This is a genomic window from Martinezella rhizogenes (genome assembly GCF_027460065.1).
Lineage (GTDB): Bacteria > Pseudomonadota > Alphaproteobacteria > Rhizobiales > Rhizobiaceae > Agrobacterium > Agrobacterium rhizogenes_C.
In genome coordinates, this window is sequence record NZ_JAPYZZ010000007.1 from 374,005 (window position 1) to 399,497 (window position 25,493).

Annotated in this window: 27 protein-coding genes; 20 read left to right on the forward strand and 7 right to left on the reverse strand. The window is 60.0% G+C overall.

Annotated features, from left to right (window positions below; genetic code table 11):
- The first annotated feature begins 101 nt into the window (after positions 1 to 101).
- The 5 genes from O8B93_RS14150 (at position 102) to rplI (ending at position 3,870) form a co-directional block, all read left to right on the forward strand.
- Positions 102 to 1,145 carry an aldo/keto reductase gene (locus tag O8B93_RS14150; protein ID WP_269710582.1) on the forward strand — a complete coding sequence of 348 codons (1,044 nt, stop codon included), beginning with the start codon at positions 102 to 104 and terminating at the stop codon, positions 1,143 to 1,145.
- 288 nt (positions 1,146 to 1,433) lie between these two features.
- Complete coding sequence (gene rpsF / locus O8B93_RS14155; RefSeq protein ID WP_003502065.1) at positions 1,434 to 1,895, forward strand: 30S ribosomal protein S6; 462 nt, start codon at positions 1,434 to 1,436, stop codon at positions 1,893 to 1,895.
- Between the two features lie 13 nt (positions 1,896 to 1,908).
- Complete coding sequence (rpsR, locus tag O8B93_RS14160) at positions 1,909 to 2,157, forward strand: 30S ribosomal protein S18 (RefSeq protein WP_003496832.1); 249 nt, start codon at positions 1,909 to 1,911, stop codon at positions 2,155 to 2,157.
- A gap of 148 nt (positions 2,158 to 2,305) precedes the next feature.
- Entirely contained in the window at positions 2,306 to 3,280 is a 975-nt protein-coding gene (locus O8B93_RS14165; RefSeq protein ID WP_269710583.1) for a DUF2232 domain-containing protein, read from the forward strand.
- 14 nt (positions 3,281 to 3,294) lie between these two features.
- Positions 3,295 to 3,870 (forward strand): 50S ribosomal protein L9, encoded by a 576-nt coding sequence (gene rplI, locus O8B93_RS14170; protein WP_269710584.1) that lies wholly within the window; start codon positions 3,295 to 3,297, stop codon positions 3,868 to 3,870.
- A gap of 268 nt (positions 3,871 to 4,138) precedes the next feature.
- Here the strand turns inward: rplI and O8B93_RS14175 are convergent, their stop codons facing one another.
- The 3 genes from O8B93_RS14175 to O8B93_RS14185 are packed head-to-tail and all read right to left on the reverse strand — an operon-like array spanning position 4,139 to position 7,428.
- On the reverse strand, positions 4,139 to 5,206 hold the full coding sequence (locus O8B93_RS14175) for an HlyD family secretion protein (RefSeq protein WP_269710585.1): 1,068 nt from the start codon (positions 5,204 to 5,206) through the stop codon (positions 4,139 to 4,141).
- Between the two features lie 18 nt (positions 5,207 to 5,224).
- On the reverse strand, positions 5,225 to 6,976 hold the full coding sequence (locus O8B93_RS14180) for an MFS transporter (protein ID WP_269710586.1): 1,752 nt from the start codon (positions 6,974 to 6,976) through the stop codon (positions 5,225 to 5,227).
- Positions 6,973 to 7,428 (reverse strand): MarR family winged helix-turn-helix transcriptional regulator, encoded by a 456-nt coding sequence (locus tag O8B93_RS14185; RefSeq protein ID WP_269710587.1) that lies wholly within the window; start codon positions 7,426 to 7,428, stop codon positions 6,973 to 6,975. The genes O8B93_RS14180 and O8B93_RS14185 overlap by 4 nt, the downstream gene beginning before the upstream one ends.
- A gap of 310 nt (positions 7,429 to 7,738) precedes the next feature.
- Here O8B93_RS14185 and O8B93_RS14190 point away from each other — a divergent pair, with 310 nt between their 5' ends.
- Positions 7,739 to 9,235, forward strand: coding sequence for a replicative DNA helicase (locus tag O8B93_RS14190; RefSeq protein ID WP_174008140.1), 1,497 nt, complete (start codon positions 7,739 to 7,741; stop codon positions 9,233 to 9,235).
- A gap of 99 nt (positions 9,236 to 9,334) precedes the next feature.
- Here O8B93_RS14190 and O8B93_RS14195 read toward each other — a convergent pair whose 3' ends face one another.
- From O8B93_RS14195 to O8B93_RS14205, 3 genes are all read right to left on the reverse strand, one after another.
- Complete coding sequence (locus tag O8B93_RS14195; protein ID WP_269710588.1) at positions 9,335 to 9,637, reverse strand: AzlD family protein; 303 nt, start codon at positions 9,635 to 9,637, stop codon at positions 9,335 to 9,337.
- Positions 9,634 to 10,338 carry an AzlC family ABC transporter permease gene (locus O8B93_RS14200; protein WP_269710589.1) on the reverse strand — a complete coding sequence of 235 codons (705 nt, stop codon included), beginning with the start codon at positions 10,336 to 10,338 and terminating at the stop codon, positions 9,634 to 9,636. Before O8B93_RS14200 ends, O8B93_RS14195 begins: the two co-directional genes overlap by 4 nt.
- A 97-nt stretch (positions 10,339 to 10,435) precedes the next feature.
- Positions 10,436 to 11,293, reverse strand: coding sequence for an AraC family transcriptional regulator (locus tag O8B93_RS14205; protein WP_269710590.1), 858 nt, complete (start codon positions 11,291 to 11,293; stop codon positions 10,436 to 10,438).
- Between the two features lie 86 nt (positions 11,294 to 11,379).
- Between O8B93_RS14205 and alr the strand changes: the two genes are divergently transcribed.
- From alr to rarD, 14 genes are all read left to right on the forward strand, one after another.
- The gene (gene alr, locus O8B93_RS14210; protein ID WP_269710591.1) at positions 11,380 to 12,555 is read left to right on the forward strand and encodes an alanine racemase; all 1,176 of its coding nucleotides are present in this window, start codon (positions 11,380 to 11,382) and stop codon (positions 12,553 to 12,555) included.
- 65 nt (positions 12,556 to 12,620) lie between these two features.
- Entirely contained in the window at positions 12,621 to 12,932 is a 312-nt protein-coding gene (locus O8B93_RS14215; protein WP_269710592.1) for a type II toxin-antitoxin system ParD family antitoxin, read from the forward strand.
- Complete coding sequence (locus O8B93_RS14220; protein WP_269710593.1) at positions 12,889 to 13,179, forward strand: type II toxin-antitoxin system RelE/ParE family toxin; 291 nt, start codon at positions 12,889 to 12,891, stop codon at positions 13,177 to 13,179. The genes O8B93_RS14215 and O8B93_RS14220 overlap by 44 nt, the downstream gene beginning before the upstream one ends.
- A 6-nt stretch (positions 13,180 to 13,185) precedes the next feature.
- Positions 13,186 to 14,592: a DNA repair protein RadA gene (gene radA / locus O8B93_RS14225; RefSeq protein WP_269710594.1), complete on the forward strand. Its 1,407-nt coding sequence runs from the start codon at positions 13,186 to 13,188 to the stop codon at positions 14,590 to 14,592.
- A gap of 89 nt (positions 14,593 to 14,681) precedes the next feature.
- Complete coding sequence (locus O8B93_RS14230) at positions 14,682 to 15,269, forward strand: CvpA family protein (RefSeq protein ID WP_269710595.1); 588 nt, start codon at positions 14,682 to 14,684, stop codon at positions 15,267 to 15,269.
- Positions 15,270 to 15,407: 138 nt separating this feature from the next.
- Positions 15,408 to 16,916: an amidophosphoribosyltransferase gene (gene purF / locus O8B93_RS14235; RefSeq protein ID WP_269710596.1), complete on the forward strand. Its 1,509-nt coding sequence runs from the start codon at positions 15,408 to 15,410 to the stop codon at positions 16,914 to 16,916.
- A gap of 144 nt (positions 16,917 to 17,060) precedes the next feature.
- Positions 17,061 to 17,801, forward strand: coding sequence for an SDR family NAD(P)-dependent oxidoreductase (locus O8B93_RS14240; RefSeq protein WP_269710597.1), 741 nt, complete (start codon positions 17,061 to 17,063; stop codon positions 17,799 to 17,801).
- A gap of 213 nt (positions 17,802 to 18,014) precedes the next feature.
- A complete protein-coding gene (gene cysS / locus O8B93_RS14245; RefSeq protein ID WP_269710598.1) occupies positions 18,015 to 19,400 on the forward strand; it encodes a cysteine--tRNA ligase in 1,386 nt (461 codons plus the stop codon).
- Positions 19,401 to 19,659: 259 nt separating this feature from the next.
- On the forward strand, positions 19,660 to 20,028 hold the full coding sequence (locus O8B93_RS14250; protein WP_269710599.1) for an endonuclease domain-containing protein: 369 nt from the start codon (positions 19,660 to 19,662) through the stop codon (positions 20,026 to 20,028).
- A complete protein-coding gene (locus O8B93_RS14255; protein WP_269710600.1) occupies positions 20,025 to 20,501 on the forward strand; it encodes a GFA family protein in 477 nt (158 codons plus the stop codon). Before O8B93_RS14250 ends, O8B93_RS14255 begins: the two co-directional genes overlap by 4 nt.
- Positions 20,498 to 20,962 (forward strand): GFA family protein, encoded by a 465-nt coding sequence (locus O8B93_RS14260; protein WP_269710601.1) that lies wholly within the window; start codon positions 20,498 to 20,500, stop codon positions 20,960 to 20,962. The genes O8B93_RS14255 and O8B93_RS14260 overlap by 4 nt, the downstream gene beginning before the upstream one ends.
- Complete coding sequence (locus O8B93_RS14265; protein WP_269710602.1) at positions 20,959 to 21,438, forward strand: GFA family protein; 480 nt, start codon at positions 20,959 to 20,961, stop codon at positions 21,436 to 21,438. Before O8B93_RS14260 ends, O8B93_RS14265 begins: the two co-directional genes overlap by 4 nt.
- A 2-nt stretch (positions 21,439 to 21,440) precedes the next feature.
- Positions 21,441 to 22,397 (forward strand): prolyl aminopeptidase, encoded by a 957-nt coding sequence (gene pip / locus O8B93_RS14270; RefSeq protein ID WP_269710603.1) that lies wholly within the window; start codon positions 21,441 to 21,443, stop codon positions 22,395 to 22,397.
- A 227-nt stretch (positions 22,398 to 22,624) separates the two neighbouring features.
- A complete protein-coding gene (rarD, locus tag O8B93_RS14275; protein WP_269710604.1) occupies positions 22,625 to 23,533 on the forward strand; it encodes an EamA family transporter RarD in 909 nt (302 codons plus the stop codon).
- A 45-nt stretch (positions 23,534 to 23,578) separates the two neighbouring features.
- On the opposite strand, the gene O8B93_RS14280 is transcribed toward rarD, so the two are convergent.
- Entirely contained in the window at positions 23,579 to 25,339 is a 1,761-nt protein-coding gene (locus tag O8B93_RS14280; RefSeq protein WP_269710605.1) for a peptidoglycan D,D-transpeptidase FtsI family protein, read from the reverse strand.
- Between the last annotated feature and the right edge of the window lie 154 nt (positions 25,340 to 25,493).

The window sequence follows — 25,493 nt, forward strand, 5'->3', positions numbered from 1 at the left end:
TTTCCCCTTTCTTTTCATCATATTTTTTCTTGCACTGCGGCAAATCCCCATTACTTTCACCCCACCTTCCAAACTATCTGGCCAAGCACCGGGACATTTCCATGAAACAGAGACTATTGGGCCGCACGGGTATTTCCGTGTCTGAAATCTGCCTCGGCACCATGACATGGGGCACGCAGAACACCGAAGCCGAAGCGCATGCGCAGATGGATTACGCCGTCGAAAACGGCGTCAATTTCTTCGATACGGCAGAGCTTTACCCCACCACGCCCGTTTCCGCCGAAACTCAGGGCCGGACGGAAGATTATATCGGCACATGGTTTGAAAAGACCGGAAAGCGCGATCAGGTCGTGCTCGCCACCAAGGTTGCCGGCTCAGGACGCGATTACATTCGTGGCGGTCGCGATATCGACGCTGCCGCGATCCGCGAGGCTGTCGATACCAGCCTCCAGCGCCTGAAAACCGACTATATCGATCTCTACCAAATCCACTGGCCGAATCGCGGCACCTATCATTTCCGTGGTGTATGGAGCTTTGACGCTTCCGGTCAGGATACCAAGCGCACGCTTGCCGAAATCACCGAAAAGCTGGAAACGCTCGGCGAATTGGTTAAGGCCGGAAAAATCCGCGCCATTGGCCTTTCCAACGAAAGCGCCTGGGGTACGCAGAAATATATCGATATTGCCGAGGCTAACGGCCTGCCGCGCGTCGCCACCATCCAGAACGAATATAACCTGCTCTATCGCAGCTTCGATCTGGACATGGCGGAAGTCGCCCATCACGAAGATGTCGGCCTGCTCGCCTATTCGCCACTGGCGGCAGGGCTGCTGACCGGCAAATACCAGAACGGCGCTCGTCCCGCCGGTTCACGCGGAACCATCAACAAGGATCTCGGTGGCCGTTTGCAGCCGCATCAGGAAGCGCCGGTCAAGGCCTATCTGGAGCTTGCTGCCGCTCATGGTATCGACCCCGCAAAACTCGCCATCGCCTTCTGCCTGACGCGCCCCTTCATGGCCTCCGTCATCATCGGCGCCACCACGATGGAGCAGCTGAAGGTTGATATTGCGGCCGCAGATATCACTCTTTCCGAAGACGTGCTGAAGGGCATCGCAGCCATCCACCGGCAATATCCAATGCCGATCTGATGATCAAACGGCGCGCTTTTTCACGGTCGCCCTTGCATTCCGGGCAAAAATCCGTATAAGCGCGCTGTTCACAACACCCGGTCCAATTGGCTGGTGGCTGAACGGAGGGCTGGTTCCGGTGACGGAACAGCAGGAACCATAAGGTTTTTCCGGCCTCCCGTGTCTCCGCTCTCGACCGTCTCGAACAACGCTTTTCTTGCTTTAAGGCTCACGCCTTTTCAGGAGCAGTCGTTGAGGCTTAGCGCCGTTGCCGGGTGAAGGACGAAACGCAAGAAAGGCAAAGCTTAAATGGCTCTTTACGAACACATCTTCCTTGCCCGGCAGGATATTTCTGCCCAGCAGGTCGACGCACTTGTCGAGCAGTACAAGGGCGTTATCGAATCGTTCGGCGGTAAAGTCGGACGCGTCGAGAACTGGGGTCTGAAGTCCCTCACCTACCGCATCAAGAAGAACCGCAAGGCTCACTACGCTCTCATGGACATCGACGCTCCGGCGGCCGCCATCCATGAAGTCGAGCGCCAGATGCGCATCAACGAAGACGTTCTTCGCTACATGACCATCGCCGTCGAAGCCCACGAAGAAGGCCCGTCCGCGATGATGCAGAAGCGCGATCGCGACGACCGTCCGCGCCGTGACGGCGACCGTCCGGACCGTGGCCCGCGTGAAGATCGTGGCCCGCGCGCACCGCGTGAAGGTGGCTTCGGCGACCGCGAAGACCGTCCGCGCCGTCCGCGCGAAGACCGTGCATAAGGAGAATTGACCAATGGCTGATACATCCTCTTCCCAGGCACGCCGCCCGTTCCACCGCCGTCGCAAGACGTGCCCCTTCTCCGGCGCAAACGCTCCGAAGATCGACTACAAGGACGTTCGTCTGCTGCAGCGCTACATTTCCGAGCGCGGCAAGATCGTTCCTTCCCGCATCACGGCCGTTTCCCAGAAGAAGCAGCGCGAACTCGCCCAGGCGATCAAGCGCGCCCGCTTCCTCGGCCTGCTGCCTTACGTGGTAGCGTAATGAATTGAAGCGAGGCTGCGTTTTGGCGCGGCCTCGTTTCTCCCAATCCTTCCGCGTTGGGCGCGGATCGATACTCTAAAAACCCATGTTGGGGATGAGGCTCTCTGGAGCGATCCTCTAACTGCTTAAGTTTCAGCAGGACAGCGAAGTGCAGAAGTTGAACCAGACAGTGCTGATTTCCGGCGTTCTCGCCGGCATATGCGCCGCGTTTTTAACGCTTGGCGCAACGGCACAGTCGTCGCTTTCTTTCCTGCTTTATGCCGGTTCCGCCATGCCGATCTTCATTGCAGGCATGGGCTGGGGCAACCGCGCCGCCATTATCGCGATCATCACCACCGCCATCATCGGCGCTTTGGTCATGTCGCCGCTTTTCGCGCTGACCATTGCCATATTCACGCTGATCCCGGCGGGCTGGCTTTCGCATCTCGCCAATCTGGCGCGCCCGGCCTCCGAACTCGGCGGTCCGGATGATCTGCTTGCCTGGTATCCGCTGTCCGGCATCGTGCTGCATCTGTGCATTCTGGTTTCCGTCGCCGTCGTCATTCTCGGCTGGATGATCGGTTACGGTCCCGATCTCGTCGCACGCATGGTCGATATCATGATGACCTCGGTGCAGAACCGCGAACCTTTATTCGAGCCCAATGCCGAAGCGCTGGCCCAGACAAAATCCCTTCTGGTGCTGATGCTGCCGATCGTCCAGGGCGGTCTTTGGGTCATTCTCCTGTTTGCGGCCTATTATTTCGCGACGCGACTGGTCGGTTCCTTCGGCAAGGGCCTGCGCCCGCGCGAGGACATCGCTTCCGCGCTGCGCATGCACCGCAACGCCATCTTCATTTTCCTCGCCGGCATTGTCGCCATGTTCCTCGGCGGCGTCGCGGCCATGGTCGGCGCGGTCATCTGCGGCACCTTTGGCGCGGGCTTCCTGATGGCGGGTTATGCCTCCCTGCATAAAAAAGCGCGCGGCAAGGACTGGCGTCTGCCGGTTCTCATTCTCGCATACCTCTCGGCGGTCTTTGTCTTTCCGCTGTTCATCATTCTCGTGTTCGGCCTCAGCGACGTGCGCAGCACGATCTCCCTGACGCCGGCGCGGAAAAACGACAATACGAACGAAACCAACAACTAGAAAGGATCAAGAAGATGGACGTTATTCTTCTCGAACGCATCAACAAGCTCGGCCAGATGGGCGAAACCGTCAAGGTTCGCGACGGCTATGCCCGTAACTTCCTGCTGCCGCAGGGCAAGGCGCTGCGCGCCAACGCTGCCAACAAGACCCGTTTCGAAACCGAGCGCGCAACGCTTGAAGCCCGTAACCTCGAGCGCAAGTCGGAAGCCCAGACGGTTGCCGAAGCACTCGAAGGCAAGTCCTTCATCGTCGTCCGTTCGGCTGGCGAAACCGGTCAGCTGTACGGTTCTGTTGCTGCCCGCGACGTCGTCGAAATCCTCGGCGCCGAAGGCTTCAACATCGGCCGCAACCAGGTTGAACTGAACACGCCGATCAAGACCATCGGCCTGCACAACGTTACCCTGCACCTGCACGCCGAAGTCGAGCTTCAGGTCGAGCTGAACGTTGCCCGTTCCGCCGAAGAAGCAGAACGCCAGGCCAAGGGCGAGAGCCTTACCTCCGCTGACGCCATCTACGGCGTTGACGAAGACGCACTGCGTCCGGAAGACTTCTTCGATCCGGAAGCTGATCGCGACGGCGACGACGAATAAGATTTGGCCCTTGCGGCCATAAGAAAACCCCGGATGGAGACATCCGGGGTTTTTGTGTTTGGGGCTTCGAGTTCGCGGAGGGTTTTACCCCCCTCTGCCCTGCCGGGCATCTCCCCCTCAAGGGGGGAGATCGACCCGCGGCGAGGTCGCGGCAATCTCGACATTTGAGAATGAAGCAACGGGAGAGCTTATTGTTGATCTCCCCCCTTGAGGGGGAGATGTCCGGCAGGACAGAGGGGGGTAAACCACACCCTCCAACCTTTACCGACTACCTCGCCGCCGTCTCCGCCCCATCAGGCGCCTTGCTCTTATCCACATGCACCACCACCGACATGCCCGGCGAAAGCTCCGCCGCGAGCGGCTGATCCGCATCGATCACGATCCGCACGCCGAGACGCTGGGCGATCTTCACGAAATTGCCGGTCGCATTGTCGGGCTTGATGACGGCGAATTCCGAACCCGTCGCGGGGGAGAACCGCTCCACATGGCCGGTGAGCTTGCGGCGATGCAACGCATCGACCGAAATCGTCACCGGTTGGCCCACCTGCATGCCGGCGAGCTGGGTTTCCTTGAAATTGGCGATAACCCAGACATCATGCGGCACGACGGCCATCAGTTGCGTGCCGGCGGTGACATATTGGCCGGTGCGCACGCCGACTTCGCCGAGCCTGCCATCCACGGGCGCGTGGATTTCGGTATTGGCAAGATCGATGCGGGCGAGCTCGACGGCGGCTTCGGCATTGGCGACGGCGGCCTGCAGCGAGCTGCGATTGACGATGATGGTCTGCAGATCCTGACGGGAAACCTCGAGCGCCGCTTTCGCCTGCGAGAGGGATGCCCGCGCCTTTTCAAGCGCGGCATGGGCTTCTTCTTGCAGGCTGGAGGTTCCGGCACCGCTCTTGATGAGATTATCCTGCCGGTCGGAGGCGAGCTGCGCCTGCTTCAGCGAGGCCTCGGCGCCGTCGACTGCCGCTTCGCTGGAGCGGATATTGGCATTGGCGGCATTTTCCTGCTGGCGGGAATTGTCGAGCGCTGCCTTGTGGGTATCGAGCGTGGCTTCCGCCTGCGCCTGTTTCTGGCGATAGATGCGGTCATCGATCTTGGCCAGCAGGGCGCCCTCCTTGACTTCCTGATAGTCCTTCACCGGGACATCCACGACATAACCGCTGACCTGCGGGCTCATGGTCGTCACATAACCACGCACGAAGGCGTTGTCGGTCATTTCGACGGTGGAAAGGAAAGGCGGCAGCCGCCAGGCGTAAAGCACGAGTGCCACACCGGCGATGCCACCGAGCAGTACGAGAATGGAAACGGGGGTAAAAAACTTCTTCAGCATAATGTCACTCTTGGAGGTTCAAGACTGTAGCGCCGGGGCGGCATCGACCTTGTCCCGGAAAAGGAACGGACGGATGCGCATCCAGGCAAGGTGGAGCAAAAGCGCGGCCAGTGCCAGCGCCGAAACGACTGAGATCAGCAGGAACGTGTCATTATAGGCAAGCACATAGGCTTCCTTGCTGACCTGCTGACCCAGCAGGGACAACCCTTCAGCCTTCAGGAGCGCCGGGTCGGTGATGACATGGCTGTAGGCGCCGGAAAGCTGAGATACGCGCTGGGCGACCACGGGGTTGGTGAGCAGGACATTTTCCACCAGAATATTGGAATGGAATTTTTCCCGCAGCGTCACGAAGCTGCCAAGCAGCCCGGTCATCAGCATCGAACCCGTGATCTGGGTGAACAGGAAGATGGCGATGAAATTCACGAGATAGGGCGCGCCTCTGCCAAGTGCTGCGGCAAAGCCCTTGGACATGACGGGCGGCAGGAACATGGCGGCGCCGAAGGCGATCATCATCTGGCTGAGATACATCTCACCCGGCCGTGTCAGATTGGTGGACTGGCTATCCATGAATGAACCGGCCGCAATCAGCGTCAGCGCAATCACATGGGCCGTATCAACATATTTCGTCAGCATCAGCCAGGCGCAGGCGGCACCGCCGAGGACAGTTGCCAGCAGCACCAGCGCATAAAGCGTCGTCGTCTGATCGTTTAACAGACCAAGCTGCTGGTAAAATCCGACCGCCGTTGAGGATTGCTCGGAGGAAACCGCACGATAAACGAGCAGGACTGCAATGACATGCAGGTTGGTTTTCGAGAAAATCCAGCGCAGGTCGAGCAGTGGGTTCTTGCGCGGCAATTCGATGAAGGCCATGAGGGTTAGAAGCGCGATCGACGTCGCCAGAAGCACGCCGAGCCACCAGGTTTCGAACCACCAGTAGAACCGGCCGAGAGTGAGCATCACCGCAAGACAGCCGAGACCGCCCGCAAACAACAGATAGCTCAGAATATCCATACGCTCGATGACCTTCGCACGCGGCGGCGGCGTGACTTTCAGCACATAGATCATGGCGAGCGAGATCAGCGCAAAACCCACCTCCATGGAATAGAGCGCGTTCCAGCCGCCGATTTCCAGCAGGGACGGCGAAACGATGCGCGCGATGGGTGCCGACAGCAACGTGCCGGTCAACGCGATGCTGAAACCGAGCGAGAATTTCCGGGCTGGCGGAAAAGCCTCGAGAATATAGAGGAATCCAAGCGATGAGATCGGGGCGGCGGCCATGCCGCTGACGAAACGGATCACGGTTGCCGAATGCAGGTCCGTCACGAACAGGTTGAGACAGGAAGCGACGACAAAGGCGATAATCGAGACTTCGGCAAAGGGTCGCAGGCCATATTGCGCCCTGACCTTGAAGAGCGCGATGGAGAAGGTGGCGTAGGGCGCCATATAGGCGGCGGAAAGCCAGGCCGCCTCGGCAACCGTGGCGGAAAACTCGCCCTGAAGCTGGTAGAGATTGGCCATGACGAGGTTCATGCCCAGCCCTTGCGTGATGAAGAACGACAGGCCGGCGAAGATGAAGCACAGCCGCAGCCATACCGGCCGCTCCATCGGTAGCGGCGCGGCGACAGCGGCGGCTTCCGCCACGGTCTCGTCAGTGCCGGCGGCACTTGGCGGTACAGTCGCTTCCTCTTCCGGAAGCTCGGCAGGTTTGGCGGTCACCTCGACATTTTGGGAAGCGGCCTCATCCGGGGTCTGCGGCAACACGCTGCTCACGATTGCACCCTCCCGGCTGCGAGGTTCTGCAGATTGGCCGAAAGACGGCGCATTACATCAAGCGCCATCGCCAGATCTTCAGACGAAATATCGGCGGTGATTTCCGAACGCAGCGACCTTGCCACCGCCTGCACCGTGCCGGAGGTCTTCTCACCTTCTTCCGTCATATGGATACGCTTGGCGCGGCGATCGTTTTCATCGGAGCGACGCTCGATGAGGTTCTGTTTCTCCATGCCGTCAAGTACCCGCACCAGTGTCGGGGTTTCGATTTCCATTTCCTCCGCAAGTTCCGTCTGCGTCAGCGGACCGCGCCGCGAGAGCGCAAAAAGCGCACGCGCACGGGCCAGAGTCAGCCCGCTTTCCCCCACCCGCGCATCAAAAAACGCGCGCAGTTTGCGGGTGAAAGCGGAGACCTCATCCAGAAGCTGCTCCTTGTCGGTCTCGCGGGACATGTCAGTAAGCCTTATAATTAGCACACTACTTATTTACTGCCTATTTATTCGCAAGCCTGACGATTTTCAAGTTTCTTTCGTGCCGGGTCTGCCATGCGGTAAACTCATGGCAGCGAATCACGTTGCCGGAAAATTCCAGCACCTTGTCCCCACCCCCTGTGGATTGCTGGGGACAACTGAAGATGTGATCCAGCTTTGCGGACCGGACACCAGCCTGCCGTATAGTGTTGCAACAATATCATTGACTGCCATGCCCCAGGAAGCCAAACCCGAGGTTTAAGGACAAAGGCAAAGGGAGATCGCGCAAACCATGAACGACGCTGTGAGAAAGATCACCCCCGCGCAACCGGCGGAACCGCATTACCGCGAGGCGCCGAACAACATCGAGGCCGAACAGGCGCTGCTTGGCGCCATCCTCGTCAACAACGACGCCTACTACCGCGTCTCGGATTTCTTGAAGCCCGTGCATCTCTACGAGCCGCTGCATCGCAAGATTTTCGAGGTGGCGGGCGATATCATCCGCATGGGCAAGACCGCCAATCCGGTGACGATCAAGACCTTCCTGCCGGCCGATGACAAGATCGGCGACCTGACGGTGGCGCAATATCTCGCACGTCTGGCGGCCGAAGCCGTATCGATCATCAACGCCGAAGACTACGGCCGGGCGATCTACGATCTGGCCCTGCGTCGCGCGCTGATCCAGATCGGCGAGGATGTCGTCAACATCGCCTATGATGCACCGCTTGACATGCCGCCGCAGGCGCAGATCGAAGACACCGAGCGCCGCCTGTTCGAACTGGCGGAAACCGGCCGTTACGACGGCGGTTTCCAGTCGTTCAACGATGCGGTGGCGCTGGCGATCGACATGGCGGGCGCCGCTTTCGAGCGCGATGGCAATCTCTCGGGCATTTCCACCGGCATTCATTCGCTCGACGGACGCATGGGCGGCCTGCAGCGTTCCGACCTTATCGTGCTGGCGGGTCGTCCGGGTATGGGCAAGACCTCGCTTGCGACCAACATCGCCTATAATATTGCCGCCTCCTATGAGCAGGAAGTGCAGCCGGATGGTTCGTTCAAGGCGAAGAATGGCGGCGTCGTCGGCTTCTATTCGCTCGAAATGTCGTCCGAACAGCTGGCCACGCGTATTATTTCCGAGCAGACGGAAGTCTCCTCCTCGAAAATCCGCCGTGGTGACATCACTGAATCCGATTTCGAAAAACTCGTCGCCTGCTCGCAGATGATGCAGAAGGTGCCCCTTTATATCGACCAGACCGGTGGTATTTCGATTGCCCAGCTTTCCGCCCGTGCCCGCCGCCTGAAGCGCCAGCGCGGCCTCGATGTCCTGGTCGTGGACTATATTCAGCTGATGACCGGCGCCGGCAAGAGCGGCGAAAACCGCGTGCAGGAAATCACCCAGATCACCACCGGCCTCAAGGCGCTAGGCAAGGAACTCAACGTTCCGATCATCGCACTATCCCAGCTCTCCCGTGCGGTGGAAAACCGTGAAGACAAGCGCCCGCAACTTTCCGACCTGCGTGAATCGGGCTCGATCGAGCAGGACGCCGACGTGGTGCTTTTCGTGTTCCGCGAGGAATATTACGTCAAGAACATGGAACCGCGCGATATTTCCGATCCCAAATATGCCGAGTGGGAAGCGCTGTTCGACAAGGTGAAAGGTACGGCGGACGTCATCATCGCCAAGCAGCGTCACGGACCGACCGGTACCGTGAAACTCGCCTTCCAGTCCGAATTCACGCGCTTCGCCGATCTGGCTGATCCGAGCTTCACCCAATACGAAGAGCACTAATCCAAAACACAGCGAGGGTGACGTATTTTCACCCTCGCTGCCCACTTCGCATTCCAGACGCTGAGTCCGGAGTCTTTTCAGGACTTTGGCGCGACTTTCTTACAATCCGATTCCGCGCAGCAACGCCACGGACACAACACCGAGGGCTGCTGCCGGCAGCAGGCTGAGGCGCAGCGCCGCGACGGCGGTTATTGCGCAGGCGATGGTTTCGGCCGGGCCAGTGGCGAGCGCCGTCGGCGTGACCACGGCCATTAGAACGGCGGGTGGTACCACGCCGAGCGCCTTCTTCAGACGCGGCGTCAGGCTGAAATGACTGACCAGCAGCAGGCCGCCAAGACGCGTGGCGACGGTCGCCGCCATCATGGCGAGAATCGTCAAAAACGTGTTCGGATCGAGCGTCATGCTGGCTGCTCCACCTGCTGCTCACGACTGAGGGCGGCGACGGCAAGCCCCGCCAGCGCGCCGGCGGCAATATACCAGGCGCCCGGGACCAGCGTGTGGGTGAGACAGGCGGCGGATGCACTTGCCAAAAGCACAAAGCCGGTTTCCCTGCCTTTCCAGAAGCCCATGAGCAGCACGATGAAGACGGCGGGAAAGGCGAAATCCAGACCGATGACCGACATGTCTCCCACCACCGCACCGAGCAGCGCGCCGGCGAGTGTGGCGAGGTTCCAGACGAGATAGATCGAGAGTGCGGCGCCGGCGAAGAAGGCCGCCGTGAGCCTGCCGGCAATAACCCGGAATTCCGCCAGGGCCCAGGATTCATCCGTCAGCACCAGCATCGCCGCATATTTTCGCCAGCCCCTGAAATCATCCAGCTTGCCGGCAAGGGAGGCGCTCATCAGCACATGGCGCAGATTGACGAGAAGCGCCGCAAATCCAAGCGCACTCCAGCTGGCCGGATGGGTCCAGAGATCCATTGCGACGAATTGCGAGCCGCCGGCAAAGATCAGCAGCGACATCAAAGACGCTTCCAGCGGCGACAGGCCCTTGCCGATGGCGACCGCGCCAAACACAACACCGATCGGCACCATGGCCACCAGCAATGGAGCGGCGGCCCTCAGCCCCGCGATAAGTTCCGCGCGTTTTTTCGATGTGGACATCGCATTCTCCCTTTCAGGCGGGAGGAATTACGCCGGAAAAGGCACCGTGGTCTTGAATGAAAGTGCTGCCGCGCGGTTTTATGGCAAACCGCTCCCCTCACCCAAGCCGAAATTGCCCCGGCGTGACACCGGTGCGCGCCTTGAAGTGGCGGGTGAAATGCGCCTGATCGGCAAAACCGCACAGGGCCGCCACCTCTGCCGGCATTTCTCCCGCGCGCAGAAGCCGGCGCGCCCTGCGGATGCGCACATCCGTCAGATAGGCATGGGGTGTGATGTGGAATTCCCTACGAAAAGCGCGGATGAGATGCGCCCGGCTGAGACCGGCAATGCAGGCCAGTTCCTCCAGGCCAATATCGCTATCGTAATTATCGGTGAGATAATCCCGGGCGGTATGAACCGCCGTTTTCTCGCGGGTCTCGACCGGCAGGATGATGGTGCTGCCATGCCTGCCGAACAGAGCTGCCAGAACCGAGAACATGCCCTCATCCGCCTCCAGCGCCCCGGTTTTCGCCTCCAGCCGCCGATGCGCCATCTGGAAGGCGGCCGCCATCTGCGGATCGCGTGGGAGGAATTTTGGAAAGGACGGCGTGCCGTGAAAGGCCCTGCCCGTGACATCCTCGATGATGTCGCGCAGCAGTTCCGCATCGGGATAGATCATCCGGTAGCGATAACCACCGCCGCCCGGCGCGCCGTCGTGAACCTCGTCGGGATTGATAAGATAAAGGTGCCCCGGCCCCGTCTGTTCGGTGGTGCCCTGAATGGTGGAAATCTGCGAGCCGCTTTCGATGGCGCCTATGGAAAACGTGTCATGCGCATGCGGCGAATATTCATGGGTGAGAAATGTCGCGCTGAGGCACTCCATGCCGCCAAAACGCCGGTCACGCCAGAAACGCGTGGTTTCCGTCGTGGCAACGGGCATGACATCCAAAGCCTGTTCCTGCGAAACATTGTGCATGAGCGAAGTTTAAAGCATTCGATCCTTACCGTCTTGAACAAAAGTGCTAGGGTCTGGCCGGTTCCAAATCAACCGGACGCAATGGCATGACAGACGACTTCGAAGACAGCTTTCCCGAAAACGAAACCGATGCTTTCGAGCAAGCCCCGTTGCGATTGACCGTCGATCTCGGCGCACTCGCCGACAATTGGCGGGACATGAAGAAGCGTTCCGGAAGCGCGCGGACGGCAGCCGTCGTCAAGGCCGATGCCTATGGTCTCGGCATCGAGGATTGTGGTGCTACACTTTACCACGCCGGCGCGCGGGACTTCTTCGTGGCGACGGTGGCCGAGGGCGCGACGCTGCGGTCCTATGCTCCGGAAGCGCGCATCTTCGTGCTCTCAGGCATCTGGCAGGGGCAGGAACGGCAGGTCTTCGACAATGATCTGGTGCCGGTGCTGGCCTCCGAGGAGCAGCTGTCCTTCTGGATGGCGACGGTGGCCGAGCGTGGCGACCACCCTTGCGCGCTACATGTGGACACCGGTTTCAATCGCCTCGGCCTGCCGCTTGATGACGCCCTGTTTCTGGCCGATGACGTGACACGGCCGGCGAGTTTCGATCCGGTTCTGGTGCTTTCGCATCTCGCCTGCGCCGACACGCCATCTTCGCCGATGAACAGGGTTCAGCTCGAATCATTCCGCAAGGTTAGCGCCGCTTTCGAAGGTATCGAATCAAGCCTTTCGGCTTCTGCCGGGATATTTCTCGGCCGTGACTATCACTTCGACCTCACCCGCCCTGGCATCGCGCTTTATGGTGGCGAAGCGGTCAACGGCGTAGCCAACCCGATGCGGCCTGTGGCGAAGGCCGAGGCGCGGATCATCCAGATACGCGAGGCGGGTGAAGGCCAGACCGTCAGCTATGGCGGCAGCTTCCTGCTGAAGCGCGCAAGCCGGCTCGCCATTGCTTCCGTCGGTTATGCGGATGGGTATCAGCGTTCGCTGTCCGGTTCCGGCATTCCGCTGCGCGAAATGGGCCATGGTGGTGCCTATGGCGTGGTCAATGGCCATAAAGTGCCCGTCGCCGGCCGCGTGACCATGGACCTCACCATTTTCGACGTCACGGATGTGCCTGTTAATGCCATTCGCAGCGGCGACTATATCGAGCTTTTTGGCCCCAACGTACCGGTCGACGATACCGCGCGGGCGGCCGGCACCATCGGCTACGAGATGCTGACAGGGCTTGGCCTGCGCTATGAGCGGCAATATCTGATGGCCGACGACTGAGAGCTGCCTTTAGCTCTTGGAAAGCCGATGTGACCTGTGCTAAAAGAGAACAAAAGGAGATCGAAATGCCCGAAATCCATTTGAGCGAGCAGGACGAGAAGTTCATCGAGGAGCAGGTGGCGGCGGGTGTCTTCAAGGATGCCGACGCGGTGATTTCCGCTGGTCTTCGTTTACTGGGCAGCGAGGAAGGCCGATTCGCGGAGCTTCAGCGGTTGATTCAGGAAGGCCTGGATGACGTGGACGCCGGCCGGGTGATGGAGTTCTCCAGTGCAGATGATTTCACAGCACACATTATGAAGCTGGCGGAGGAGCAGAATGAAGCGAAGGCGTCTGGTGGTCACCGCGCAGGCGCTGAACGATCTTCTCGTCGATCATAATTATATTGCGCAATTCAATCCCGTTGCTGCCAAGCGCTTTCTGGACGACATCAACGTCAAAATGATCTCGCTGGCGCGATACGGGATAACAGGCGTGCCTCGGAGCTTCGCGCCAAATTTGCGAGCTTTCCCCTATCGTGATCGATGCATCTATTTCATCGTCGATGACAAAAAGATGTATGTGCTGCGCGTGCTGCATGGCCATCAAGACATTTCCGCCGGCGATTTCAAACAAGAAGAAAACTGACAAAACATGGCCAAAGCCAAGACCCAATTTGTGTGCCAGAACTGCGGCACAGTTCATACCCGCTGGGCGGGAAAATGCGAAGGCTGCGGCGAATGGAATACCATCGTCGAGGAAGACCCGATGGGCGGCATCGGCTCCGGGCCGGGCAAGGTGCCGAAGAAGGGCAGACCTGTCACGCTCACCTCGCTTTCCGGCGAAATCGAGGAAGCGCCGCGCATTCCGACCGGCATTAGCGAACTGGACCGGGCGACCGGCGGCGGTTTCGTGCGCGGTTCGGCTGTGTTGATCGGCGGCGATCCCGGCATCGGCAAATCCACCCTTTTGATGCAGGCGGCGGCGGCCCTTTCCCGGCGCGGTCACCGCGTCATCTATGTCTCGGGCGAAGAGGCGGTGGCGCAGGTGCGCCTGCGCGCCCAGCGTCTGGGTGCTGCCGAAACCGATGTGCTGCTGGCGGCGGAAACCAATGTCGAGGATATTCTGGCCACGGTTTCCGAGGGCAAGCGGCCCGATCTCATCATCATCGATTCCATCCAGACGTTGTGGAGCGATACAGCCGATTCCGCCCCCGGCACGGTGACGCAGGTGCGCACCGGCGTGCAGGCGATGATCCGGTTTGCCAAGCAGACGGGCGCGACCATGGTGCTCGTCGGCCATGTGACCAAGGAAGGCCAGATCGCCGGTCCGCGCGTGGTCGAGCACATGGTCGACGCCGTGCTCTATTTCGAGGGTGACCGCGGCCACCATTACCGCATCCTGCGCACCGTCAAGAACCGCTTCGGACCGACGGATGAAATCGGCGTTTTTGAAATGTCGGATCGTGGCCTCAGGGAAGTCTCCAATCCCTCCGAACTGTTTCTGGGGGAGCGCAACGAAAAATCGCCCGGTGCAGCAGTTTTTGCCGGCATCGAAGGCACCCGCCCCGTACTCGTCGAAGTGCAGGCGCTGGTCGCGGCCACCTCGCTTGGCACGCCACGCCGCGCCGTGGTCGGCTGGGACAGTTCACGACTTGCCATGATCCTTGCCGTGTTGGAGGCCCATTGCGGCGTGAAGCTCGGCCAGCATGACGTTTATTTGAACGTGGCCGGCGGATACCGCATTTCCGAACCGGCGGCGGATATGGCGATTGCCTCGGCGCTGGTTTCCTCGCTTGCCGGTCTTGCCCTGCCCGCCGATTGCGTCTATTTCGGCGAAATCAGCCTGTCGGGTGCGGTACGTCCGGTGGCGCACACGGTGCAGCGATTGAAAGAAGCTGAAAAACTTGGTTTTTCCGCCGCACTTCTGCCGTCAGGTTCGGCTGAATTGCCGAAAGCGGGCAAGGGTCGCTGGACGGAAATTGAAAGCCTTCCGGACCTCGTGGCCCGCATCGCCGGCTCCGGCAACCGGTTCAAACAGGTTGAGGACGACGAATATTGATCCTTTCGCCAAGGGAAACAGTGGTGTAAGAGGATCGCAAAATTGGCAAGGCAGCGTCTGACAAGGCGTCGCACCTCCGGAGTTGGTATATGCCCATTACAATTTTCGACGGCATCGTCATCGCCGTTGTTCTTTTCTCCGCCCTTCTTGCGATGGTGCGCGGTTTTTCACGCGAGATTCTGTCGATTGCGAGCTGGGGCGGCTCGGTCGCCGCCGCCTATTATCTTTATCCGGTTCTGCTGCCCTATGCGCGCAACTATACCGATGACGACAAGATCGCCATTGCCGGTTCTGCGGGCGTGGTTTTCCTCGTCTCGCTGATCGTCATCTCCTTCATCACCTCGCGCATTGCCGATTTCATTATCGACAGCCGCATCGGCGCGCTGGATCGCACGCTCGGTTTCCTGTTCGGCGCGGCGCGCGGCATTCTGCTCTTGGTCGTCGCGGTCGCCTTCTGGAACTGGCTGGTGGATGTGAAGACGCAGCCGGAATGGGTGACGCAGGCCAAGTCCAAGCCCTTCCTTGATGGGCTGGTGGGCAAGCTGGAGGCGGTTCTGCCTGACGATATCGAGCCGCAGATTCGCGCCCGTATCCTTGGAAAACCGCAGGAACCGACGGCCGCGCAGGCCCCTGCGGAAGATGTGCCGGCAACAAATCCGCCAGCAACGAATAATTGACACGAGGGTGCGCCTTGCAATGCATGCAAGGCGCGCTATTTGTGCTAAATATCAAGCACGACACAGACAGGCCAACCGGGAGACACGCTCACCGGAGAGGTCTTTCTTTTTTCTCGGTAGAGAGCAAGGGCAAGCCGGATGATTGAGCCGCTTTCGTATTCCCCGTTTTCTGGGTCCACTTTCAAGGAAGAGATCGACGGCGATACGCTGCATGAAGAATGCGGCGTTTTCGGCATTCTCGGCCATGACGATGCCTCGGCGCTGACCGCTCTCGGCCTGCATGCGCTTCAGCATCGCGGCCAGGAAGCAGCCGGCATCGTCTCCTTTGATGGCAAACGCTTCCACCAGGAACGCCATATGGGCCTCGTCGGCGATCATTATACCGATCCGGCAACCCTTGCCCGCCTGCCCGGCTCCATCGCGATTGGCCACACCCGTTATTCCACGACAGGCGAAGTGGCGATGCGCAACGTGCAGCCGCTGTTTGCCGAGCTGGAAGAAGGCGGCATTTCCATTGCCCATAACGGCAACTTCACCAATGGGCTGACGCTGCGCCGCCAGATCATCGCCACCGGCGCCATCTGTCAGTCGACATCGGATACCGAAGTCGTGCTGCATCTCATCGCCCGCTCCCGCCACTCTTCCACCGCCGATCGCTTCATCGATGCCATCAGGCAGATGGAAGGCGGGTATTCGATGCTGGCGATGACCCGCACCAAGCTGATCGCCGCGCGCGACCCGATCGGCATCCGCCCGCTGGTCATGGGCGAGCTGGACGGCAAGCCGATCTTCTGCTCGGAAACATGTGCTCTCGATATCATCGGCGCGAAATTCGTGCGCGACGTTGAAAACGGCGAAGTCATCATCTGCGAAATCCAGCCTGACGGTTCGATTACCATCGATGCGCGCAAGCCGTCGAAGCCGCAGCCGGAGCGTCTCTGCCTGTTCGAATATGTCTATTTCGCCCGCCCCGATTCCGTCGTCGGCGGCCGCAACGTCTATACGACGCGCAAGAACATGGGCATGAACCTTGCCAAGGAAGCGCCGCTGGAAGCCGATGTCGTGGTGCCGGTTCCCGATGGCGGCACGCCGGCAGCGCTTGGTTTTGCGCAGGCAAGCGGCATTCCCTTCGAATACGGCATCATCCGCAACCATTATGTCGGCCGTACCTTCATCGAGCCAACGCAGCAGATCCGCGCTTTCGGCGTCAAGCTCAAGCATTCCGCAAACCGGGCAATGATCGAGGGCAAACGCGTGGTGCTGGTGGATGATTCCATCGTGCGCGGCACGACATCTGTGAAGATCGTGCAGATGATCCGCGAGGCGGGCGCCAAGGAAGTGCATATCCGTGTTGCCAGCCCGATGATCTTCCATCCGGATTTCTACGGCATCGACACACCCGACGCCGACAAGCTGCTCGCCAACCAATATGCCGATGTCGAGGCCATGGCGAAGTTCATTGGCGCTGATTCGCTGGCTTTCCTGTCGATCGACGGACTTTACCGTGCCGTTGGCGGCGAAAACCGCAACCATGCGCGTCCGCAGTTCACGGACCATTATTTCACCGGCGATTATCCGACGCGCCTTCTCGACCAGAACGGCGAGGCCATGGGCAGCAAGATTTCCATGCTGGCCAGCAACGGCTGATAGCCCGAAACATCAAGCGGCCACCGGTTTCCGGGGCCGCTTTTTTCTTGTCTTTTGTTCAGGCCGGCGCGTGCGACGATATGATCGCTTGCGAAAGGCCCACGGCGCTTCGTAGAAGGAAGCGCAATCATTTCGGGGGAGACCATGACTATCGATCTCAAGGGCCGCATCGCTCTCGTCACCGGCGCTTCGCGCGGCATCGGCTATTTCACGGCGCTGGAACTGGCCAAGGCCGGCGCACATGTCATCGCCTGCGCCCGCACGGTGGGCGGCCTTGAGGAGCTGGACGACGCCATCAAGGCCGTTGGCGGCACGGCGACGCTGGTTCCCTTCGATCTCTCCGACATGAAAGCCATTGATGCGCTGGGCGCCAATATCTACGAGCGCTGGGGCAAGCTCGATATTCTGGTCGCCAATGCCGGTGTTCTCGGCGTGATTTCCCCGGTCGGCCATATCGAGGCGAAGGTCTTCGAGAGGGTCATGAACATCAACGTCACCGCCACCTGGCGGCTGATCCGCTCGGTCGAGCCGCTGCTGTTGAAATCGGATGCCGGCCGCGCGCTCATCCTGTCCTCGGGTGCCGCCCATAGCTGTCGCCCCTTCTGGGGTGTCTACTCTGCCTCGAAAGCCGCCGTGGAAGCGCTCGCCCGCACCTGGGCGGCAGAGACGCAGAAGAGCGCGCTTCGTGTCAACAGCATCAATCCCGGCGCCACGCGCACGGCGATGCGTGCGCAGGCCATGCCGGGTGAAGATCCAGCCACCGTGCCGCATCCGTCCGAAGTCGCTGCCGCCATCCTCCCCCTCGCCTCGCCGTCATTGACCGAGACCGGCAAGCTCTTTGTCGTGCGGGAAAACCGTTTTGTGGACTACCGGCAGCCGGAATAGTTTTTCAGCGCCGAGGATCGACACGTCTCCACGGTTGCTCTTGACCGGACGATACCGCCGCGCCATAACGCAAGTCATGAAAACGACGATCTGCACCTGCTGCTGAAATAATTTTTGCTGGTTCGCCACCGGCCAGATCGTTTTCGTCTCCCGCAAGGTCCAACAGACAAACGGTCCGGTCAGGACAATTGACTGCCTTTAGGGAATTGCCGCATGTCCTTGCGCCTCAAACTCCACAACACCCTGACACGCGAAAAGGCGGAATTTGCGCCGATCGATCCTGACAATGTGCGCATGTATGTCTGCGGCCCGACGGTCTATGATTTCGCCCATATCGGCAATGCACGCCCGGTCATCGTCTTCGATGTTCTCTTCCGGCTGCTGCGCCACGTCTATGGCGAAAACCATGTGACCTATGCCCGCAACATCACGGACCTCGACGACAAGATCAATGCACGGGCGCTGAGGGACTATCCGCATCTGCCGCTCAACGACGCCATCCATGCGGTGACGAAAAAGACGGCTGACCAGTTCCATGATGACGTCGCCGCACTCGGCTGCCTTCAACCGACCGTGGAGCCGCGCGCCACCGACTATATTGCCGAGATGATCTACCTCATCGAGAGGCTCATCGAACGCGGCCACGCCTATACGGCGGGCGGCGAGGTTCTGTTCGACACTCGATCCATGGCAGACTACGGCCAGCTTTCCAAACGCCCGCTGGACGAACAGCAGGCCGGGGCGCGTGTTGCGGTGGAGGCCCACAAAAAGAACCCCGGCGATTTCGTGCTGTGGAAGCTCTCCTCCGAGAGCGAACCGGGCTGGGAGAGCCCATGGGGTCTCGGTCGCCCGGGCTGGCACATCGAGTGCTCGGCCATGGCCAGCCGCTATCTCGGCGAAGTCTTCGATATTCACGGCGGCGGGCTCGACCTCATCTTCCCGCACCACGAAAACGAAATCGCGCAATCCCGCTGCGCCCATGGCACACATGTCATGGCCAATGTGTGGATGCATAACGGTTTCGTGCAGGTGGAAGGCCGCAAGATGTCGAAGTCGGAGGGCAACTTCGTGACGATCTACGAATTGCTGCACACGGACAAGTTCGGTGGACGGCAATGGCCGGGCGAAGTGCTGCGCCTTGCGATGCTGATGACGCATTACCGCGAGCCGATCGATTTTTCGGTGAAGCGTCTGGAAGAGGCCGAACGCCTGCTCGCCAAATGGCCGGCAGCCGAGACCTCCGACGCCTTGCCGGATGACACCGTGCTGGATGCACTCGCCGACGACCTCAACACGGTTGCGGCCGTACAGGCTCTGCATGCGCTGGCGCATGCGGCAAATACCGATCCATCCATGCTGCCCGCCTTCGCCGCCAGCGCCGCCCTGCTGGGTGTCCTGCCGAAGAAAACGGAAATGGATGAGGCCATCGTTTCGGCGGTGGATGCGCTGGTGGAATTGCGCCTTGAAATGCTGAAGGCAAAGAACTTTGCGGAGGCCGACCGGTTGCGGGATGAGCTTTCCGAAAAGGGTATTCAGCTGAAGGATGGCAAGGACAAGGAGACCGGGGAGCGGACGACGACGTGGGAGTTGAAGCGGTAATTTGCCGTTGCGGCTCGCGGCTTACCCCCCTCTGCCCTGCCGGGCATCTCCCCCACAGGTGGGGAGATCAATCGCGGTGACCGCTCGTCCATCTTTGACACTGCGGATGGAGCGGGGAGTGTGCTTCTTGCCAATCTCCCCACCTGTGGGGGAGATGCCCGGCAGGGCAGAGGGGGGCCAGACGGCCAACACAATCCACTTGCGGTTTTGAGTTACCTCAACCAATCTGAGGCAAAGCAGCTAAACGGCGAGCCAAATCATGCCGCATGCAGACGTAGACCCGGTGCATCGCAAATATGCGAAGCAAATGCGTAAAGTAATGACGGATGCCGAGCTAAAGCTCTGGAATGCTATTCGAGCCCATCGCCTTGAACGGCTAAGTTTCCGCAGACAGATGCCGATAGCCGGCTTTATCGTTGATTTCGCCTGTTCGGATCATCGCCTCGTCGTCGAAGTCGACGGTTCTCAACATACATCTGAAGCAGCACTACGCTACGATCAGGAAAGAACGGCGCGGCTTGAAAAAGACGGCTGGACCGTCCTCCGTTTCTGGAACGATGATATCCTCAAAGACATCGACAACGTCTGTCTCCACATTATCCGAACGGTAAAGGAGAACCAACCATGACCACCCATACCGGCGGATGCCAATGCGGCGCGATCCGTTTTCGCGCAACTGGCGACCTGAAAGACAGTTCCATCTGCCATTGCCGCATGTGCCAAAAGGCCTTCGGTGCCTATTACGCGCCGCTGGTTTCGGTGCGCAACGTGGAATTCGAATGGACGCGCGGCGAGCCGAAACGGTTTCAATCCTCCAGCGTCGTCAAGCGCGGTTTCTGCCCGGAATGCGGCACGCCGCTGACCTATGAGGCGCCGGATGGCATGGCGGTTGCAGCCGGCGCGTTTGACGATCCCGCGGCACTGCCGCCGACGATGCAGTGGGGGGTGGAACGCAAGATCGATTTCGTCGACAGTCTTCACACCCTGCCCGCCGTTCCGACGGAAGATGACCTGACATCGGTGGACTATCTCACCAACCTCGTCTCCTATCAGCACCCCGACCATGACACGGCGCAATGGCCGCCGGAGAACAGACAATGAGCGAAAGCGGTTTTTCCGGCGGCTGCCAGTGCGGTTCCGTGCGGTTCCATGCGGGCAAGCTCGGCCGGGCCTCCATCTGCCATTGCCGCATGTGCCAGAAACATTTCGGCAATTTCTTCGGCGCGCTCGTCACCGCCGATCAGGCGCATCTGACCTGGACGCGCGGCCAGCCTGCCCTCTTCCGCTCGTCACAGAAAATCCATCGCGGCTTCTGCAACAAATGCGGCACGCCGCTCACCTATCATTATCCCGGGGGTGTGGAGATCGCCATCGGCGCCTTTGATCATCCGGAACAGATCGAACCGCAGGTGCAGGTCAATATCCACAAGCGCATGCCGTGGATCGAGCAGCTATTCTCCAAGCCGGCAATCGAGCAGAGCGTCGATGAGGCGGAGATCGCCTCCTACCAGCACCCGGATCACGACACGGCGGCATGGCCGCCCGAGGATGACCGCGGATGAGTGATATCCCAGTCTTCAGAGGCGGTTGCCAGTGCGGGGCGGTGCGTTACACGATCGATGGGGAATTGCGGTATCCGCATCTCTGCCATTGTCGCATGTGCCAGAAGGCGTCAGGCAATTATTTCATGCCCCTTGCCGCCAGCAGCCGGGCAAAATTTGAAATGACCCGTGGCGAGGCGTCGTGGTTCCAGTCATCGGATCATGTGCGCCGCGGCTTTTGTGGACGCTGCGGCACGCCACTTTTCTACGATATGCCGGGGGCCGATTTCATCAATATCACGCTCGGTTCGCTGGATGAGCCGGAAAGGATAAAGCCGGAGGCACAATCCAATCTCACCGGCAAAATGCACTGGTTCGGCGAACTCGACGGCTTGCCGGTCGAGCCGGAACCTGCAACGGATGATGAGCCAGCACCGGTGAACAACCGGCAGCACCCGGATCACGACACGGCCACATGGCCGCCCGAAGGAGCATAAGCATGACTGAAGAACTGCGCGGCTTTTACCCCGAGATCGAGCCTTTTGAAACCGGCATGCTGGATGTCGGCGACGGGCATGTGATCTATTGGGAACGGGTGGGCACGCGTGGTGCCAAACCGGCGGTTTTCCTGCATGGCGGCCCGGGTGGCGGGGTAAACCCTACGCATCGGCGCGTTTTCGATCCCGCGCTTTACGATGTCATCCTGTTCGATCAGCGCGGCTGCGGCCGCTCCACGCCACATGCGGAGCTTGAAGCCAATACCACCTGGCATCTGGTTGCCGATATCGAAAGGCTGCGGGAACTCTGCGGTTTCGAAAAATGGCTGGTGTTTGGCGGCTCCTGGGGTTCGACGCTGGCGCTCGCTTATGCCGAGACCCATCCCGAACATGTCAGCGAACTCGTCCTGCGCGGCATCTACACCGTCACCAGGCCGGAGCTGGACTGGTATTACCAGTTCGGCGTTTCCGAAATGTATCCCGACCACTGGGAAAAATTCATTGCGCCCATTCCGGAGGCGGAGCGCGGTGAGATGATGCAGGCCTATAATCGCTATCTTACCGGCGCCGACGAGGCGAAAAAGCTGGAATGTGCCAAGGCCTGGAGCCAGTGGGAGGGTGCGACCATTGCGCTCGTCACCGACCCCAGCCGTGTGGATGATTTCGGCGAGGATAAATACGCCATCGCCTTTGCACGCATCGAGAACCATTTCTTCGTCAATGACTGCTGGCTGGAGGACGAGCAATTGCTGCGGAACGCCGGCAGGCTGAAAGATATTCCCGGTGTCATCGTGCATGGGCGTTATGATATGCCCTGCCCGCTGAAATATGCCTGGCAGCTGGCCAAGGCCTGGCCGAAGGCGGATTTCCACATCATCGAGGCGGCCGGGCATGCGCTGAGCGAACCTGGCATTCTTGACCAGCTGATCCGTGCAAACGATCGCTTTGCCGGGAAATGAGATTCCTTTCAGATGCTTGAAGTGGCCTGATGAGACATTGATTCAAACGGGATTTGACGCAGGATTTCCTGTGGAGATCAACCGGCACGTTGCGACGTAAGCTCATTTCAAGGGCACGGCGCCTTTTATTCATGCAGTTTTTCTCATGAACGCTTCACGGAAATGAATTGGCCGCCACCGTGCCGATCCGGTATAAAATGCCATCCGAACAATTGGCGGTATTCCCCATGGCACTCGACAAAACGCTCCCGGCCCAAGAGGGCGGCGATAGCGCGCGCGGTTTTGCTTTCGCGCTCTCTGCATATCTGCTGTGGGGTTTCCTTCCCATTTACATGAAAGCGGTCGCGCATATTTCGCCGATCGAGGTCATCGTGCATCGCGTCATCTGGTCGGTTCCGATTGCGGCGGTCGTGCTGATCGCGCTCGGGCGCACGGCGGAAATCAGAACCGCGCTCAGAAACCCGAAAATGCTGGCCATGGCGAGCCTGACAGCCGCCCTCATCAGCATCAACTGGGGTGTTTATATCTGGGCGATCGGCACAGGCCGCGCGCTGGATGCAGCGCTTGGCTATTTCATCAATCCGCTGTTCAGCATCTTCCTCGGCGCCGTCCTCCTGAAGGAGAAACTCTATCCGGCGCAGATCGCCGCCATCTGCCTCGTGGGGCTGGCGGTCGCAATCCTCACCTGGCATGCGGGCAGCCTGCCGTGGGTATCCATCGCGCTCACCGTGTCCTGGGGTTTTTACGCCTTCTTCCGCAAGACATTGCCGATCGGTGCGACACAGGGCTTCCTGCTGGAGGTCATGCTGCTGTCCATCCCCGCCGTTCTGGTCATGATCTGGCTTGCCTTCAGTGGACAGGCTCATTTCATGGCCGGAAATTCCGCCGACACATGGCTTCTGGCGGCAAGCGGGGTGATTACCGCCGTTCCGCTCATTCTCTATGGCAATGGCGCGAAGCTGCTGCGGCTTTCGACCATCGGCATCATGCAATATATCGCGCCGACGATGATCTTCCTCATCGCCATCTTCATCTTCAAGGAACCCTTCGACATGGTGCGGATGGTAGCCTTTGCGATGATCTGGGTAGCGCTGGCGATCTATACCGGCTCCAGTCTGATGCGGCTCAAGAAGTAGTGTGGCCCCACCTCCCGTGCCTCATGGGGTGAGAGCTGCAAAGCATCAATAATCCACCAGCAGCTGCTGTGCGCCTTCGTCTCCAAAATGGGGTTTGACGCCGAGAAGCCCCGCCGTCTGCGCGATGATCTCACGCGTCATCGGGGCTGCGGTGGAGGCCGCCGTGCGCCCGCCGTTCACGCCGGTCTTCGGCGCGTCGATCATCGTCAGCACGACGTATTTCGGCTTGTGCATGGGAAAGCCGGCGACGAAGGCGTTGAAATTGATATCCTTGGCGTAACGACCGTTGATGACCTTGTCGGCCGTTCCGGTCTTGCCACCCACATGAAATCCCTCCACCTGCGCGCCACGGCCGGAACCCTTGATGCCGTTCCAGTTGAACAGGTAGCGCATATCCGCGCTCGTCCTCTGCTCGATGACGCTGCGTGAAATCGAGGCCGCATCCTCTTTCGAACGCGGCAGGAACGTCGGCGACATCAGGTTACCGCCATTGATGAGGGCTGCGGCCGCCACTGCCGTCTGCAGCGGCGTGGTGGCAACGCCATGGCCGAAGGAGATGGTGACGGAATTGATCTTCTTCCACACTCTCGGCTGGGTTGGCGTCGCGACTCCAGGCATTTCGGTTTCCATTTTCGTCAGCAGCCCGAGTTTCGTCAGGAACTGCTGGTGGCCTTCGACGCCCACCTTGTCGGCCACCGCCGCCGTGCCGATATTCGATGAATATTGAAACACTTCCGGGATCGATAGCGGGCGGTTCCGGCCCTTGAAATCCTTGATGGTGAAGCCGCCCATACGGATCGGCCGCGAGGCATCCACCACCGAATTGAGGGTGATCGCCCCGGCATCCAGCCCCATGGCCAGCGTGAAGCTCTTGAAGGTGGATCCCATTTCGAAGGTGGCGTTGCTCATGCGGTTGAACCAGCCCTTTTCATAGTCCCTGTCGATGCTGCCATCGGCAAGGGTGCGGGACGGTTCGTTGGGGTCGTAGTCCGGCACCGAGGCCATGGCCAGCACCTCGCCGGTCTCCACATCGAGGATGACCGAGCCCGCAGCTTCCGCCTCATAGGCGCTCTTCGCCTTCACGACGACCTCGCGGACGATGTTCTGCACCCGCATATCGATGGAAAGCTTCACCGGCTCCAGAGGCGCGCCGCTGGCAAGGCCGACGGCGCGCAGGTCGGCCAGCCCCTGCTGGTCGAGATATCGCTCCATGCCGGCAAGACCCTGATTGTCGACATTGACGTGGCCGATAATATGCGAAGCCGCCGGCCCGCCCGGGTAGAACCGCCGTTTTTCCGGCCGGAAGCCGATGCCTGGTATGCCGAGATTGAGAATATCCGCCTGTTGGCGCGGCGTCAGCTGGCGCCGCAGCCACTGGAAGCCGGTGTCCGAGCGCAACCGTCGATGCGTTTCGCGCCAGTCGAGATTGGGGATGACGCTCGCGAGCTTCTCCACCACCTCATCGGGATCGACCACCCGGCGCGGATCCGCATAAAGCGACACCATGTTGAGATCGGTCGCCAGAAGCATGCCGTTGCGGTCGACAATATCAGGCCGGGAGGCGACGGCATTGGCCCCGGTATTGATCCAGGCCGTCGCCACGGGTTCGGCGAGGCCATATTGGACGAGCCGTGCAGCGACGACGACATAGATGGCGGCGAAGACGGCGATCACGATACCGAGCCTCAGCCGTGCATCGACCCGGCGGCGGGCGGCGGAACCGAGGATCGCATCGCCAGTCTTGCCGGGATGTCTCTGGATAATAAAATGCGCCCGGCTCCTGAGCCGCATCACAAAAGCAATCATGTCTGATGCCACCCACTTCATGGCGGCAGAAGAAAATTCCGCAACACCAACGCCTCTGGAGAGGCTGGCACAGGATCAGTCGCGGGGCCATGAAAAGAGTGGGCTGAACGATGCCGCCGTTAAATCTGTATTAATATACATTTAAAATTGTAAC

What these genes read in the sequence shown, in the direction of transcription:
- O8B93_RS14260 (WP_269710601.1), top strand. Translation starts at nt 20,498, where the DNA reads ATGAGCGAAAGCGGTTTTTCCGGCGGCTGCCAGTGCGGTTCCGTGCGG.
- O8B93_RS14150 (WP_269710582.1), top strand. Translation starts at nt 102, where the DNA reads ATGAAACAGAGACTATTGGGCCGCACGGGTATTTCCGTGTCTGAAATC.
- O8B93_RS14230 (WP_269710595.1), top strand. Translation starts at nt 14,682, where the DNA reads ATGCCCATTACAATTTTCGACGGCATCGTCATCGCCGTTGTTCTTTTC.
- radA (WP_269710594.1), top strand. Translation starts at nt 13,186, where the DNA reads ATGGCCAAAGCCAAGACCCAATTTGTGTGCCAGAACTGCGGCACAGTT.
- O8B93_RS14190 (WP_174008140.1), top strand. Translation starts at nt 7,739, where the DNA reads ATGAACGACGCTGTGAGAAAGATCACCCCCGCGCAACCGGCGGAACCG.
- O8B93_RS14205 (WP_269710590.1), bottom strand. Translation starts at nt 11,293, where the DNA reads ATGCACAATGTTTCGCAGGAACAGGCTTTGGATGTCATGCCCGTTGCC.
- O8B93_RS14250 (WP_269710599.1), top strand. Translation starts at nt 19,660, where the DNA reads ATGCCGCATGCAGACGTAGACCCGGTGCATCGCAAATATGCGAAGCAA.
- O8B93_RS14255 (WP_269710600.1), top strand. Translation starts at nt 20,025, where the DNA reads ATGACCACCCATACCGGCGGATGCCAATGCGGCGCGATCCGTTTTCGC.
- pip (WP_269710603.1), top strand. Translation starts at nt 21,441, where the DNA reads ATGACTGAAGAACTGCGCGGCTTTTACCCCGAGATCGAGCCTTTTGAA.
- rpsF (WP_003502065.1), top strand. Translation starts at nt 1,434, where the DNA reads ATGGCTCTTTACGAACACATCTTCCTTGCCCGGCAGGATATTTCTGCC.
- cysS (WP_269710598.1), top strand. Translation starts at nt 18,015, where the DNA reads ATGTCCTTGCGCCTCAAACTCCACAACACCCTGACACGCGAAAAGGCG.
- O8B93_RS14215 (WP_269710592.1), top strand. Translation starts at nt 12,621, where the DNA reads ATGCCCGAAATCCATTTGAGCGAGCAGGACGAGAAGTTCATCGAGGAG.
- rpsR (WP_003496832.1), top strand. Translation starts at nt 1,909, where the DNA reads ATGGCTGATACATCCTCTTCCCAGGCACGCCGCCCGTTCCACCGCCGT.
- O8B93_RS14240 (WP_269710597.1), top strand. Translation starts at nt 17,061, where the DNA reads ATGACTATCGATCTCAAGGGCCGCATCGCTCTCGTCACCGGCGCTTCG.
- O8B93_RS14195 (WP_269710588.1), bottom strand. Translation starts at nt 9,637, where the DNA reads ATGACGCTCGATCCGAACACGTTTTTGACGATTCTCGCCATGATGGCG.
- rplI (WP_269710584.1), top strand. Translation starts at nt 3,295, where the DNA reads ATGGACGTTATTCTTCTCGAACGCATCAACAAGCTCGGCCAGATGGGC.
- purF (WP_269710596.1), top strand. Translation starts at nt 15,408, where the DNA reads ATGATTGAGCCGCTTTCGTATTCCCCGTTTTCTGGGTCCACTTTCAAG.
- O8B93_RS14280 (WP_269710605.1), bottom strand. Translation starts at nt 25,339, where the DNA reads ATGATTGCTTTTGTGATGCGGCTCAGGAGCCGGGCGCATTTTATTATC.
- O8B93_RS14185 (WP_269710587.1), bottom strand. Translation starts at nt 7,428, where the DNA reads ATGTCCCGCGAGACCGACAAGGAGCAGCTTCTGGATGAGGTCTCCGCT.
- O8B93_RS14265 (WP_269710602.1), top strand. Translation starts at nt 20,959, where the DNA reads ATGAGTGATATCCCAGTCTTCAGAGGCGGTTGCCAGTGCGGGGCGGTG.
- O8B93_RS14175 (WP_269710585.1), bottom strand. Translation starts at nt 5,206, where the DNA reads ATGCTGAAGAAGTTTTTTACCCCCGTTTCCATTCTCGTACTGCTCGGT.
- alr (WP_269710591.1), top strand. Translation starts at nt 11,380, where the DNA reads ATGACAGACGACTTCGAAGACAGCTTTCCCGAAAACGAAACCGATGCT.
- rarD (WP_269710604.1), top strand. Translation starts at nt 22,625, where the DNA reads ATGGCACTCGACAAAACGCTCCCGGCCCAAGAGGGCGGCGATAGCGCG.
- O8B93_RS14200 (WP_269710589.1), bottom strand. Translation starts at nt 10,338, where the DNA reads ATGTCCACATCGAAAAAACGCGCGGAACTTATCGCGGGGCTGAGGGCC.